General features: G+C 61.3%; 13 protein-coding genes and 1 pseudogene. 6 read left to right on the forward strand and 8 right to left on the reverse strand.

All coding sequences use genetic code 11. From position 1 onward, the window contains the following. Positions 1 to 423 precede the first annotated feature (423 nt). The 8 genes and pseudogenes from AB4Y99_RS16290 to AB4Y99_RS16325 form a co-directional block, all read right to left on the reverse strand. Positions 424 to 552: pseudogene (locus tag AB4Y99_RS16290) on the reverse strand (aldehyde dehydrogenase family protein); the annotation flags it as partial. Positions 553 to 726: 174 nt separating this feature from the next. Further along, positions 727 to 1,491, reverse strand: coding sequence for a fumarylacetoacetate hydrolase family protein (locus AB4Y99_RS16295; RefSeq protein WP_441524031.1), 765 nt, complete (start codon positions 1,489 to 1,491; stop codon positions 727 to 729). Between the two features lie 130 nt (positions 1,492 to 1,621). Then, positions 1,622 to 2,470 (reverse strand): fumarylacetoacetate hydrolase family protein, encoded by an 849-nt coding sequence (locus AB4Y99_RS16300; protein ID WP_038367046.1) that lies wholly within the window; start codon positions 2,468 to 2,470, stop codon positions 1,622 to 1,624. A 67-nt stretch (positions 2,471 to 2,537) separates the two neighbouring features. Next, complete coding sequence (locus AB4Y99_RS16305; RefSeq protein ID WP_441524032.1) at positions 2,538 to 3,836, reverse strand: ABC transporter substrate-binding protein; 1,299 nt, start codon at positions 3,834 to 3,836, stop codon at positions 2,538 to 2,540. Between the two features lie 58 nt (positions 3,837 to 3,894). Beyond that, on the reverse strand, positions 3,895 to 4,743 hold the full coding sequence (locus AB4Y99_RS16310; protein ID WP_038367040.1) for a carbohydrate ABC transporter permease: 849 nt from the start codon (positions 4,741 to 4,743) through the stop codon (positions 3,895 to 3,897). A 10-nt stretch (positions 4,744 to 4,753) separates the two neighbouring features. Continuing rightward, positions 4,754 to 5,692 (reverse strand): carbohydrate ABC transporter permease, encoded by a 939-nt coding sequence (locus AB4Y99_RS16315; RefSeq protein ID WP_142023246.1) that lies wholly within the window; start codon positions 5,690 to 5,692, stop codon positions 4,754 to 4,756. A gap of 71 nt (positions 5,693 to 5,763) precedes the next feature. Then, positions 5,764 to 6,816, reverse strand: coding sequence for an ABC transporter ATP-binding protein (locus tag AB4Y99_RS16320; RefSeq protein WP_133565734.1), 1,053 nt, complete (start codon positions 6,814 to 6,816; stop codon positions 5,764 to 5,766). Between the two features lie 169 nt (positions 6,817 to 6,985). Further along, complete coding sequence (locus AB4Y99_RS16325) at positions 6,986 to 7,786, reverse strand: IclR family transcriptional regulator (protein ID WP_441524033.1); 801 nt, start codon at positions 7,784 to 7,786, stop codon at positions 6,986 to 6,988. A 108-nt stretch (positions 7,787 to 7,894) separates the two neighbouring features. Between AB4Y99_RS16325 and AB4Y99_RS16330 the strand changes: the two genes are divergently transcribed. From AB4Y99_RS16330 to AB4Y99_RS16355, 6 genes are all read left to right on the forward strand, one after another. Then, positions 7,895 to 8,656, forward strand: a complete 762-nt coding sequence (locus AB4Y99_RS16330) for an SDR family NAD(P)-dependent oxidoreductase (protein ID WP_441524034.1) — start codon at positions 7,895 to 7,897, stop codon at positions 8,654 to 8,656. Between the two features lie 34 nt (positions 8,657 to 8,690). Then, positions 8,691 to 9,698, forward strand: coding sequence for a Gfo/Idh/MocA family protein (locus AB4Y99_RS16335; RefSeq protein ID WP_441524035.1), 1,008 nt, complete (start codon positions 8,691 to 8,693; stop codon positions 9,696 to 9,698). Between the two features lie 105 nt (positions 9,699 to 9,803). Then, positions 9,804 to 10,481, forward strand: coding sequence for a hypothetical protein (locus AB4Y99_RS16340; protein ID WP_441524036.1), 678 nt, complete (start codon positions 9,804 to 9,806; stop codon positions 10,479 to 10,481). 117 nt (positions 10,482 to 10,598) lie between these two features. Further along, positions 10,599 to 12,116 (forward strand): UxaA family hydrolase, encoded by a 1,518-nt coding sequence (locus tag AB4Y99_RS16345; protein WP_441524037.1) that lies wholly within the window; start codon positions 10,599 to 10,601, stop codon positions 12,114 to 12,116. 128 nt (positions 12,117 to 12,244) lie between these two features. Beyond that, a complete protein-coding gene (locus tag AB4Y99_RS16350; protein ID WP_441524038.1) occupies positions 12,245 to 13,045 on the forward strand; it encodes an SDR family NAD(P)-dependent oxidoreductase in 801 nt (266 codons plus the stop codon). 124 nt (positions 13,046 to 13,169) lie between these two features. Next, positions 13,170 to 13,991, forward strand: coding sequence for a sugar phosphate isomerase/epimerase family protein (locus tag AB4Y99_RS16355; RefSeq protein WP_441524039.1), 822 nt, complete (start codon positions 13,170 to 13,172; stop codon positions 13,989 to 13,991). The last annotated feature ends 190 nt before the right edge of the window (positions 13,992 to 14,181 follow it).

The following is a 14,181-nucleotide window of genomic DNA, read 5'->3' on the forward strand; positions in this document are numbered from 1 at the left end:
ATTACGGATCGTGAAAGCGAGGACGTCGACCTGAGATCGCTGCTATCCGCCAATGGCGGCGGCGCTCGCTCCATTTGCATCAATTAGGCTGGGATTTTGCACGAAAATTTCTGCTTGAAGGGCCGTCCCTGCAGATGGCCTGCCTCTCTGGAGTGTCCTGTTTTCCATCCAATACATGGTCGGCTTTGCGTCAGAAGCGGTCATTGAGCCACGGTCGGAAAGCGGACGCTCAAACCGATTCGTTCGAAAGAATTTTGCGGTCCAGATCAAGAATTGCGGCGGATGGGCTTTCTCATGCCGTTTCGCGCCCGAGCGTCTCGGTCGAAGACAATTCAGTTACGTAATGCTGTTGTGACCGCGGCGAAAAACGCGTCGCCCCGGCCATTCTTCACGCGCGCGGGAGTGCCGGTTTCCAAAGCTGCGGATGCCGGCCTGGACGATCAGGCGCGAAGACGCGGTGCAGCGCTGGCCGGTGGAGAAGAAGGCGCCGTTCACGGCGACCTCGACGGCGACCTTCAGATCGGCGTCATCCAGCACGACGAGCGGGTTCTTATGAAGTTCAGACAAGCGGCACACCGTGCTACTCGACCTAGCCGTCGGGCGACCCCGGGCTCGAAAAGCCCTGCGCCGGCTTGATTGATGCGTGGGGTCGACTGGCCCCCCGTCAGCGGAGTGGACGCGCAACGAAGGTCTGCCCTCAATGCTCGCGGCGAACAAAATCCGGCACTATTCAGAAAGGCGCACGGAAATCCGGCCGAGCTGCGAAATACGAGCGTCCAACAGCCCAGCGGCGCGGATCGGCAGGACGCCGCAAAGGCTCCCCGTGGTCACGAGCTGTCCCGCCTTCAATCCTCCGAGATTGTCGCTTTGCGCGTTTGCATAAGCCAGCAATGGCAATAACGGATCTCCCGCGGGATGGGATGCAGAGGCCTCATAGAGAGGCTGTCCGTTCAGCATCACGTCGCATGCGAGGCCATTGATCTCGCTGAGGGCGGAGAGCGGCACGCTTTCGCCAACGACATACCCCCTATTTCCGAGATTATCCGCGAGAAAGGATAGGAATGGCACGCTGGCCGCGCTGTCGAATCGTCCGCCGATGACCTCGATTCCAAGCACGACGTTTTCGATCGCGTCGAGAATATCGGAGCGCTGATAAGCCCCGGTCTCACGCCTTGGAAGATCTTGACGGAGGTGAACCGCGAGTTCGACCTCTATGGTGCAATCGGGGAACAGGGAAATCTCCGCCGCGTCGGGATATAGATACAAGAGCGGGGCGGCGACCGGCAGTTGCTGCGGCCCTATCGCCACTTTCCAGCCGCCGACGGGTCGAGCAAGTCGCTCCTGCACCAAGGCCTGTACCTGCATGGCGCTCACTGGACTATGCGGCACCGGCATTGAGGAGGAAGCAACCCTCTTTCCAGTCAGATGGGCGCGGACCAGCTCATCTGCGAAAGATTGGCTTTCGGAAGGGCGCGAATGCTCGAGAGCCATTCTGACCTCTTTGCCTATGGCCTATCCAGGCCGATGGCGACACGGAGAATTGACGGCTCGCGCGGTGCTCCGATCGATGAGCAATCGCACTGGCACTGCAGCAGGAGGGATCGCTCACCGCGAGATGCGATCAGGCTGCGTCAGCGATGACGGTCTGCCTCTGTTCGCCCAGTCCCTCGATGCCGAGCGTGATGACTTGCCCGGGGCGCAGATAGGCGGGAGGCTTCATTCCCTGGGCGACGCCAGCCGGCGTTCCCGTGATGATCACGTCGCCGGGGTGAAGCGTCATGAGCCCGCTGAGATAGCTCACGATTTGAGCGACGCTGAAGATCATGTTCGCGGTCGTGCCGTCCTGGCGCCGGACGCCATCGACATCGAGCCAAAGCCGCAGCGCCTGAGGGTTCGGGACCTCATCAGCGGTGACGAACCAAGGCCCGATCGGCCCGAAGGTGTCGCAGCTCTTGCCCTTGGTCCACTGACCAGTGCCCTCGCTCTGCAGCGCCCGTTCAGACACGTCATTGGCGAGGAAGTAGCCCGCGACATGGTCGAGGGCACGCGCCTCCGACACGTATTTTGCCTTCGTTCCGATCACGACCCCCAACTCGACCTCCCAGTCGAGCTTGGTGGACCCGCGAGGCTGGACGATGTTGTCGTTGGGGCCGACGATCGCGCTCGTCGCCTTCATGAACACGACGGGTTCGGCGGGCGCCTGGTTGCCCGTCTCTCGCGCGTGATCGATGTAATTGAGCCCGATGCAGATGAACTTGCCCACGCCGCTGAGGCAGGGGCCGATCCGATCGACCTGTTCAATGACAGGCAGCGTTTTGGGGTCGCGCGCTGCAATCCGTCGAAGTCCATCGGGGGTCACGGTCGCGCCGTTGACGTCCTGAACGACCCCGCTGAGATCCCGGATCGTGCCGTCGCTTTCGAGAAGAGCAGGCCGCTCCCCGCCCGCCGGTCCGTAGCGAAACAACTTCATATGTGACTCTCCATGAACTGCGAGTGGGCAGGAATGCCCGTCCCACCCGCCTGGCCTTGTGGTGCGATCACTGCGCCTTGGTCAGCGCCTCGTCGTAGCGCTTGACGACTTCCGCATAGGCGTTTTCGGGCGTCTCATCCTTCAGCACCATCCTCTGGAAAGCTTCGCCAAGGATGGTGTGGAAGGTCGACAGAATGGGCGAATAAGAGACCGCCTGGCCGCGCTGACTGACCAGTTCGGCCCAGCGCTTCTGGTTCGCAGCGGCTTCGCTCTGCAGATAGGGCGCGGTATAGGTCGACTTCCTGGAAACCACCTCGCCGCCCTCGGCCGCGATTGCCTGCGCCTCCGGGGAGATGACGAACTTCATGAAGGTCCAGGCAGCATCCTGCTTCTTGGAATTCTTGTTCAGGGCGATCGAATAGCTGTAGACGGTCTGCTTGTCCGACGGCGTGTAGGACGGGGCCGGGGCCCAGGCCAGATCGTCTCCCGCTCCTTGCGTCTGGACGGTCTTGAAGCGGTACAAGCCGAAATTCGTCATCGCGATCGTGCCGGACCGAAGGCCGTCATGGACCTCGTTGATCCCCATCTGCGCGCTGCGCAACGACGTCACCTTACATTTGGTGAACAGGTCCTTGATGGTCGCTCCGGCGCGGATGAAGTTCTCTTTCGAGAACGCGATCTTGCCGTCCGGCGCGAAGTAACGCCCGTCCGAGCCCACGAGCATCGTGCTGAGGAAGAACTCCGCGAGGCTTTGGGCACCACCAATGCCGCCGGTCGCACCGAGCGGGACGGCGAAACCGTTGATGTTCGGCTGCTTGAACTTTGGTCCGGCCGCGCAGACCTCCTCCCACGTCGTCGGCGGCGTCACGCCCGCTTCCTGGAGGGCGCCCTTGCGGTAGACCAGGATCGGGATGCGGAAGTCCTGGGGGAGACCGTAGAGCTTGCCGTCGATCTGGGCCGTCGAGAGCGGCAGCAACCAGTCGTCATCCGGAATCCCATCCTTTTTGACGAGGTCGTTCAGCGCCAGGAGATTGCCCGTGGCCGCGTATTCGGGAAGACCGAAGCTGACGACCCGGATGACATCGGGCGTTTCGCTGCGGGATTTGACCGCCCTTGTTACCGTCTGGCCCGTGGGATCGACCAGAAGACGAATTTTGATGTCCGGGTGCTTGCTCTCGAAAGCCTGGATCATCTTCGTCTGGGCTGCAGACCGAGGATCATTGGCATTATTGGGGTCGAGGAACGTCGAGTAGACGATTTCCGTCGCTTGGGCGGCGGCGCGCTCCGTGAAGGAAGCGGATACGCCGGCGCAGACGGTCAATGCGACGGCTGCCTTGATCAATGTGCGTCGTGACGTAGCGCTCATGAGTGTTTCCCCTCTCTCTCGTTGGTAATTCTGGCGCGCGGGTAAGATTTCTTGCCGATCAGCCTTTCACAGCCCCTGCCGTAAGGCCGGAGATGAACCACTTCTGAACAAGACCGAACATGAGAATGACCGGCATGGATGCGATGACGACGAAGGCCATCATGTAAGACCACGAGATGCCGACCGCGTCGAAGACCTGGTTGACCAGCGCAACCTGAAGAGTCCGCTTGGCGACCTCGGGCGCAAAGACGGCRACCGTGATGTAGTCGTTCCAGGTCGTGACGATGCCGATGGTTGCGACTGCGGCGATGCCCGGCCGGATCAGCGGAAGGATGAGGTGCCAGATGATCTGAAAGCGGTTTGCGCCATCCATGAAGGCGGAGTCTTCGATCTCCACGGGAACGGCTTCGACGAAGTTCGCAATGAACCACACCGTCTGGGGAATGATCCTCGCCGACAGGATGATCGTCACGACGATCCCGCTGTTGAGCAGCCCGATCGAGTCGAGCAGGTAGAACGTCGGGACCAGGAGCGCGACGCCCGGCACCATCGAGGTTGCCAGAATCGTCAGCATCAGAGTGCGCTTGCCTTTGAACGAGAAGCGCGCGGCTGCATAGCCGGCGGGGATCCCGACCAGCAGGGCGAGAGCCACGGCGCCAACGGAGTAGGCGACGGAATTCCAGAAATCCCGAAGGAACGACTGGTCGCGAAACACTTTGAGGTAGTTTTCCAATGTCGCAGTGCTGGGCCAGAGCGTCGGCGGCACGGCCACGGCTTCGACTTCGGTCTTGAACGAAGTCGCCAGGGCCCACGCCACAGGCCCGAGCACAATGACCGCAAAGATGAAGGACAGGAGGATTGCGGGGATTCGCCCATTCGGGCGACCAGAGGATATGGCGGCGCTCATATGACAGATCCTATCCAGTGACGCGGCCAGTAAGCCGGGTGTAGACCACACCGAGCGCAACGTTGATCAACAGAACAACGATGGAGACGACAGCCGTGGGCCCAATATTGACGGCCTGAACGGTTCCGCGGAACGCCTCGAAGCTCAATGTTGTGGTTGAACCCAATGGACCGCCGCCGGTCATGACGATAATCAGCGTCATGAGGGTCAGGTACATGATCGACAGGGTCAGTGCAGTGCTGCCCAATGTCGGGAGGATGTGCGTCAGGGTGACATAGCGAAACTTGACGAGCGCCCCGCCGCCGTCAATTTCCACGGCCTCGTAAAGCTCCTTGGGAATTGACTGCATGGCAGCAGTGGCCATGACCATCACATAGGGAAAGGACCACCACGCGGTGACGATGATGATCAGGGGCAATGCGAGGCCCGGATCACCCAACATGAGACCAGGCTCGATCCCCACGGCCTGCATCAGGTAGGGAATAGGCCCGAATGACGGGTTCAGCAGCCAAAGCCATATGCTGCCCACGACCGACATCGACAGCGTCCAGGGGAACAGAATGAACACCCGCAGGACCGAACCGGTCGCGCCGGCGTTGTTCAGCACGAGGGCCGCGGCCATCCCGAGAACAACCGCGCCAGCGAGCGATCCGACGACGTAGGTCAGCGAGACAAACACCGTGTTCCAGAACGCCGACGAGCCGAAGACCTCGTAAAAATTCGCCAGGCCTACGAACCCTGTGAGCTCGTAGTACCGCGTTTTCTGGAAGCTCAACCAACCAACGAAGAACGTCGGATAGAGCGTAACCAGAAACAGGACGACGATCGCTGGTGCGAACCAGAGATAGGGGATCCACGAAAAGCGAGCTCGGCTCTGCGTGTCCGACGTGTCGCCAAGAAGACCAGCCCCGGAAGTGGCGGTCGCGGCCTGTGTGTGGCTTGCTGACATTTCAGTTCCGTATGAGTTCTCTCGACCACGGCTGCATTCGCGATGCAGCCAGGGAGCAAAGTCTTCGGTACTTAGGAAAGGCGGCGGCCATCCTGTTCGCTGAACACGTGAACCCGCGAAACATCCGGCCTGACCCGAATGATTTCGCCCGGCTGCGGCAGATCTGAATCCCGAAAAATGCAAACGATGCTCTGGGATCCGTGACGCGCAATGACCTGCGTCTCAGCCCCCGTCGGTTCGACGACGGCCACAGTGAGAGCCAACCCGTCGTCGCTCCTGACGAGATGCTCGGGCCGGACGCCGTAGACGGCGCCGGACGACAGGTGCTCCAAGCCGGCCGGCAGGGTCAGAACCGACCCATCTTCCAGAAGGAACCGGCCTCGCTCGCAGCGGCCCTTCAGGAAGTTCATCGCGGGCGATCCGATGAATCCAGCCACAAACATGTTGGCGGGGTTGTTGTAGAGCTCAAGCGGAGCGCCGACCTGCTCGACAATTCCATCATGCATGACGACGATCTTGTCGGCCATGGTCATGGCCTCGACCTGATCGTGGGTTACGTAAACGGTCGTGGTCTTGAGGCGCTGATGCAGCTCCTTGATCTCGGTGCGCATCTGCACGCGGAGCTTGGCATCGAGGTTCGACAGCGGTTCATCGAAGAGGAAGACCTGCGGATTTCTAACGATGGCGCGGCCCATCGCGACGCGCTGCCGCTGGCCGCCCGAAAGCTCGCGCGGATAGCGATCAAGCAGCTTGGTCAGGCTGAGGATTTCCGCCGCGCGCTTGACGCCCGCTTCACGCACGTCCTTCGGAGCCTTTTTGAGCTTCAGCGAGAAGCCCATATTCTCCGCGACGGTCATGTGGGGATACAGCGCGTAGTTCTGGAACACCATCGCGATGTCGCGCTCCTTCGGTGGAACGCTGTTCACCGTCCTGCCGCCGATCCGGATCTCCCCGCCTGAGATATCCTCGAGGCCGGCGATCATGCGCAGCAAGGTCGACTTTCCGCATCCGGACGGCCCGACCAACGTCACGAACTCACCGTCGCGAATGTCGACCGTTACGCCGTGGATGACAGCCGCGGTGCCGTAGGCCTTCCGGACCGCGTTGAGCTCAACATTAGCCACTCGTTTCCTCCCTCGGCCTCTGAGCGGCCATTTTTTTAGTTGGCCAGGATCTGGCTGTTAATGGAACGATATTCCGATAGCATGCTGAATGTCAATTCGAACCTCTCGCGCCGCGCATCCCTGCGGCACGAAGCATAAAATATATAACATTATCAATATTTTGTGGCGATTACGCCGTGGTCGCCTGCCTGACGGAGGAGGCAATTCGGTACGGCCAGAGGGCAGAAAGCTCCTGCGCAGCGGCCTTTACCTGCTCCCCCACTCGTGGAACGACGAGGGGGGAAAAGCGATGGATCGGGCCGGCAACACTTACGGTGCCCACGACCTGCTCGCCGACGCGGATTGCAGCCGCCACGGCGGCAACGCCCGGCTCGGCCTCTTCGATCGCAGTGGCCCAGCCTCGCTCCTGCGTCTCGTCCAGGGCAGCCGAGAAAGTCTGCTTCGTCGTGATGACCCGAGGACCTCCCTTGTCCGATGTCCCCAGTCCACTGGCGACGGCTCGGGCGAGGGCCTCGTCGCGCGCGAGCGTCGCCAGCCAAGCTTTACCATTGGCCGTCATATGAAGTGGAACTTTTGCGACAAGTTCAGGCTGGTATATCAATCCTGTTCTGGCGCCTTGCGAATGAGCAATCCAGGTTAGTCCGTCAGGATCGACGATAGCGATCCTGCCAAGACCTTCCGTTGCGCTTGCCAATCGATCGAGAATGGGCTGGCAGATGTCCGGAATACGCGTCCCGACCAGAAGGCGCTGGCCAACCACGGCCAAGCGCAACGACAGGCGGTAGAAGCCGCTATCGGCGTCCTGCTCGGCCCATCCGAGGTCGCACAGGGTGGTGACAAGCCGATGCGCCGCACTTTTCGGCACATCCAAGCGGCGGCTGATCTCTCCGAGCGGCATCGCGCCGGCATTCTCGCTCAGCAGAGTGATGAGGTCGAAGCAGCGTTCGACGAGGGATTTGACAAGCCGCATGGCACCACTGTAGCAAGAGGTTGTTGGAACGACATTCCATTAGCACGATCCGCTGGTTTTCGCAAACTTCGCGGCCCGATAACCTGCCAAGGAAGCCTGGGAGCCACCATGAGGTCAATTCAGCAGGACCTGTCGGGAAAGATCGCCGTGATCACCGGCGCCGGCCGCGGATTGGGAAAAGCCATCGCCGACGTTCTCGCCGGCCGTGGCGCTCATGTGGTCGTCAACGATCTCACGCTCGAACTGGCCGAAGAGGCAGCCGCCTCCGCACGGGCTCGAGGCGAGAGTGCCAGTGCGATCGCTTTTGACGTAGCCGACCCGAACCAGGTCGAGATTGCCTTCCGAAGGATCCGGGGGGATCACGGCCGGGTCGACATCCTGATCAATAACGCCGGCATCGGCGATTTTGTGAGCTTCCCGGAGATAACCCCCGAAAAATGGGACCGGATGCTCAACATCCATCTGAAAGGCTCGTTCAATTGCTGCCAGGCCGTGCTCGCCGGCATGAAGGAGCAGACGTACGGGAAGATCGTCAACATCAGTTCCGTGGCCGGAAAGCGCGGCGATTTTATCGGCAATGCGCATTACACCGCTGCCAAGGCTGGGATTATCGGCCTGACGAAGTCCCTCGCGCTCTACGCCGCCCCGTTTGGCATCAACGTCAATGCCATCGCGCCGGGATTGGTTGCCACGGAGCTCAGCGATGAGATGAGCAGCGAGATGAAGGCGACGACCATCTCGCGCATTCCCGCCGGCCGCCTTGGTCGCCCAGAGGAGATCGCGCGGGCCACGGCTTTCCTCGTGTCTGACGACGCGAGCTACGTCTTCGGAGAGACCTTAAGCGTCAATGGCGGCTCCTACATGGATTGAGTGCCTCGACACCCGGGTTGTCACGGAGCTTCCGATGAAGATCGCCATATTTGACGTCAGCCACTGGCATTTCCCACTGTATCTCTTGCCGCTGGGAGATCCTGGCATCGAGGTCGTGGGGATCTCGGATAGTGAAGCGTTTGCCGGCACTCGTTTCGCGCAACAACTGAACTGCAAGCTCTTCGACTCCAATGAAGAGCTTCTCGAAGAGGAATTCGACTTTGCCCTGGTGTTCAGCCGTCATTCCAGGATGGCGGGACTGGCCGAGCGGCTCATCGAGCGTGGTATTCCGTTTCTGATCGAGAAGCCCTGCGGGCTCGATCTGCAGGAAGTTCGTCGAATCCGGCAATTGGCGGAGCAGCGCGGCGTCTATGTCAGCGTTCCCTTCATCAATCGTGTGAGCGACTGGGCCGCGCGGCTGTCGCCCGCCGAAGGCTTTACGCCGGAGGGCTTTCAGCACCTCTCGTTCCGGTTCGTCGTTGGGCCGGTSGAGCGCTATGAGCGAAATGGGTGCGGCTGGATGCTGGATCAGCAGCAGGCTGGCGGTGGGTCACTGCTGAATGTCGGCATCCATTTCATCGACCTGATCGCGACTCTGACGGGCGCCCCGATCACTCACGTTTCAGCCCAGGCACGCACATATCGACCCGACGTCACGGTCGACGAGCAGGCTGTGCTCACCTGTCAAAATGCGGCAGGCCAGATCGGAGTGATCGAGACGGGCTACCTGTATCCGTCGACGGCAGAGGATCAGCGCGACTTCGCGTTCTCCATCTCGCACAGCACCTCCTACATACGGGGTTATGCCGACCAACTTTATCTGAAGGCACGCGATCAGGCGGCGGGACAGTCCATAAGGGTCGAGTACAACACCGACGCTTATTACCCGGTGTTCCTGAGGCGCAGCTGGGCCGATCTGGCCGAGGGCCGACCGCCTTTCGCAGGTTTGCGCGAAGCCGAACACGCGATGGCTGTCCTTGAGGCAGCACACCGTTCCGCAGCCAATGGCGGCGCCCCCCAAACAGTCGAGCATGCCCCGTAGGGCCCCTCCCCCCGAGCGGCTTTGACCCGCTGCGATGCCGAGCGCGTTCGTCGACCTCTGAGATCGATCGAGCCGAACGGGAAACAGACGAGAGAGGAAACACCCATGTCGTTGTCAGGATCCGGCGTCATCGCGATTTGGAACGATATCACTGACGAGGGGCGAGCCAATTTCTACGAATGGCACGACCGCGAGCATATTCCGGAGCGGGTCGGCATACCCGGCTTTCTGCGCGGGCGCCGCTATATCGCCTTGTCGGGAACGCCGGAGTACTTCACGCTCTACGAGGTTGAAGACAAGTCCGTGCTCACCGGAGCGGACTATCTGGCGCGATTGAACAGCCCGACCGAGTGGACCACACGTTCGGTCCAGCACTTCAGGAATACCGCTCGCTCGCTGTGCGATGTCGAGGTCTCGCTGGGCGCGGGGTCTGGCGGTTTCATCGGGACGATCCGCTTYGATTGCGAACCAGGCCAGGATCCGAAAATTCTCAAGACGGTCTCCGAAGCGATCCTGCCCGAGGTGGCGAAAACAGCCGCGATCTCCGCAGCGCATATCTGCCGGGCCGATGAGAGCGCGAGCAACGTCAAGACAGCCGAGCAGCGCGGGCGCGCCGCAAACATGGTTCCTCGTTGGGTCCTGATCGTGGAAGGAGCCACGCAGGAGGCGGTCGAGCGTGTCCTGTCCACCCATCTGAGCCCCGCGGTGCTGGCTGATCTGGGCGCTCAGGAAGCCCTGCATGGAGTCTACCGCCTGCAATTCGACCTTCTCGGCAACCGATGAGGCCAAATCATCGCCCCTAGGGCGCCAGGGCCGGCTCCCAACGACACGGCCCGACCAGCAAGAACGGCGCGCCCTGCCACGGTCGACGCGCGGTTTCACACACAGGAAGCCGGGACGATGCACCCAGTGATACGCCTTCACACCGACGATAACGTCGTCATCGCGCGCATGGCGTTGCCGGCTGATACGGCCATTGCGGACGGGGTCGTAACCTCCGTTCGCATTCCTGCTGGACACAAGACCGCTGCGCGCCCGATCGCTCAAGGCGAGCCCGTTCGCCGCTACAATCAGGTGATCGGCTTTGCGAGCACCACTATCGCCCCTGGAGACCACGTCCATGTTCACAACATGGGAATGGGCGATTTCGCGAAGGACTATGCCTACGGCCGAGACGCAAAGCCCACGGATTATGTCGAAGTCCCCGCCACCTTCGAGGGCATTCGCCGCCCGGACGGCCGCGTCGCGACCCGCAACTACATCGGCATCCTCACCTCGGTGAATTGCAGCGCCCATGTCGCAGGGCTCGTGGCCGACGCATTCAAGCGGCATCCCCTTCTCGGGATCCAGCCGCTCGCCGACTATCCGCATGTCGATGGCGTCGTTGCGCTCACGCACAAGACCGGCTGCGGCATGGCCGAAGGAGAGCCCCTGCAGCTTCTGCGGCGCACGCTCGCCGGCTATGCGCGCCACCCCAATTTCTCTCACATCGTCGTGCTCGGGCTCGGCTGCGAGGTGAACCAGATCAGCGGGATGCTGAAGGAGCACAATCTGACCGACCGCATCCGCAACATGGACATTCAGGCCATGGGGGGAACCCGCAAGACGGTGGAGGCCGGCATGGATTTCGTGCGGGAGGTTCTCGCTGATGCGAACCATGTGCATCGGGAGACCGTTCCCGCAAGCGAGCTCAAGATCGCACTGCAATGCGGCGGGTCGGACGGTTACTCCGGCGTCTCGGCCAATCCCGCCCTTGGCGTCGCAAGCGATCTCGTCGTGCGCAGTGGCGGCACGGTGATCCTGTCGGAAACGACGGAAACATACGGCGCCGAACATCTCTTCACCCGTCGTGCCGTCAGCCGGGACGTCGGTGAGAAGCTGGTGAGCCTCATGTCCTGGTGGGAGGACTACACCCGCAAGCACGGGGCGGAGATCAATGCGAACCCGTCTCCTGGCAACAAGGCCGGGGGGCTGACGACGATTCTCGAAAAATCGCTCGGTGCGATGGCCAAAGCCGGCAGCACCAACCTCGTGGACGTGATCCAATACGCGGAAGCCGTGACCGCGAAGGGGTTCGTGTTCATGGACACGCCGGGCTTCGATCCGGTCGCGGCGACCGGCCAGGTGGCCGGTGGCGCAAACGTGGTGTGCTTCACCACCGGGCGCGGCAGCGTATTTGGCTGCAAGCCGGCGCCGTCGATCAAGATCGCCACCAACACTCCTCTCTGCCGGCGCATGGAGGAGGACATGGACGTCAATTGCGGCACGATCCTCGAGGGCGAGGAGACCGTACCGGAATCCGGGCAGCGGATCTTCGACCTCATTCTGCGGGTCGCCTCCGGCGAGCGCACCAAGAGCGAGCTGTTCGATTTCGGATCGGCCGAGTTCGCTCCGTGGCCGCTCGGCGTCACTGTCTGAACGGCCGCATGACGGATGTCGAGAGAGATCGCCACGACGTGATCTGGACCCTGCACCAAACGCCACAAGCCCCGGGATTGGATGGGCTTCGCGGCGACGAGACCCGATTTTAACAGGAGGAACGATCGATGAGAGCCTTGGTGAGTGGCGGAAGCCGCGGGATCGGAGCGGCGGTTTGCCTGCGCATCGCTGAAGCCGCCCTTGCGAGAGGCGAGCGTCCGAAGATCGCAGTCTGTGGTCGAGAGGATTCTGAACCGCAGGAGGAGGTTGCCCGTGCGGTGCGGGAGATGGGGGGCGAGGCCGTCGCTTTGTCGGGAGATCTCAGCGGTGTCGACGCTGCCGCCAAGCTTGTGGAAGCGACGGTGGCAGCCTTCGGCGGGCTCGACGCTCTCGTCTGCAATGCCGGCGTCGCGAGCCCCGGGAAAATCTGTGACCTGTCGGTTGCCGAGTGGGACAGGATGTTCGACATCAACCTTCGCGGCGCCTGGCTGCTCGCCAAGAGTTCCTACCCTCATCTGAAAGCAAGCCGCGGCGCAGCCTGCCTCACGTCTTCGATGTCAGGGCAGGTACCGCACGAGGGATCGGGCGCCTATAGCCCGACCAAGGCTGCGCTCAGGATGCTTGCGCAAACGCTCGCCCTGGAGTGGGCGCCAGACGGAATTCGCGTCAACGTCGTTTCCCCCGGCATGACGCACACCCCCATGTCAGCGAAGATGTACGCCGATCCCGAGATCAAGAAGGCAAGAGAGGCGCTGATCCCGCTTTCCCGGATCGGTGATCCGAAAGATATCGCCAATGCGATCGAATTCATGATCAGCCCGCTATCGAGTTACATCACGGGTCAGGATCTGTGTGTCGACGGTGGTTTTACCAAGTCGATTCTCAGCCACATTCCTGGCCGCCCGAGCTCAACGCCTCAAGGCGCTTGACCGAGGATTTATTGGCTCAATCGCCTCAAGAGACTGAGATCAACTGTTGTTGTCAGCCTCTTGAGATCGGATCGGTCCAGTCCGTCCTTGAAAAAACAACGAGCGTCTAGGGAGTTCTTATAAAATGATCATCAATACGTTTTCATACATCTGGTCCGCCACGGCGGTGGATGCGATGTGCGATCTCACCCGGCACGGCTACCATGTGTTCGAGGTGCCGATCAGTTCGCCGCATTGTTGGCCGGACGAGATGACGCGGGCGGTGCGTTCGGACGGAAGGAAGCGTTTGCAGGATTGCGGCGCAAGCGTGCGGTGTCTCAACGCCGGTGGATTCGATATCAATCTGGCGAGTCCCGCAGCCAATATGAGACGCAAGAGCACGGATCACATCAAAGCTGTGATCGAGCTGGCTTACGATTGGGGCGCAGCCGAGGTGGTCATCTCGCCGGGCACAAGGCGCCCGATGATTTCTCCATCGCTTCCGAAGACTTTTGGCTGGCTGTACGAAAGCTTGGACGTTCTGTTGCCGCGGGCCGAGCAGGCTGGCGTCCGCCTCTTGTTCGAAAACACGCCCTATTGCTTCAGGCCGACATTCGATGAAATGCTCGGGCTCGTAAAAGACGTTAACAGTGAAAATCTGAAGATTGTCTATGACGTCGCGAACGCGGCGTACATCAAGGAAGATCCCGTCTCGACCCTGCTGTCCGGGCATTCGGCAATCGGGCTCGTCCATATCTCCGACACGGGCCTCGAGGAATGGGGCCATGATCCGATCGGCACGGGTGTGGTCGATTTTGTGGAGCTGGCAAAAGCCGTCGACGCTACCTGCAAAGTCGAAAACGTGGTCCTCGAAATCATTCGCGAGGATGAACCCTTGGGATCGATCAACACCGGCATCGCGGAGCTGAAGAAGCGGGGTTGGAATCTGCAATCCCTCGGCCGGTAACGTTCGAGGCGTTCGCCACGGCGAAAGCGATCCAGCCGCGCACTTGCCATGGCGTCGAGGCCGAATGCGCTGCGAATTGACAGCATGTTGCCTTGGGCAGCGCCGACGACATCGCGGTCGCGGTATTCGCGCCCGGAAACGCCAGCGGGAAGCTGCAGGTCGCACTGGTCAACGAGGTGCTCGCTGCCGG

Origin of the sequence: Allobosea sp. TAB14 (assembly GCF_052113865.1) — a bacterium.
GTDB lineage: Bacteria > Pseudomonadota > Alphaproteobacteria > Rhizobiales > Beijerinckiaceae > Allobosea > Allobosea spartocytisi.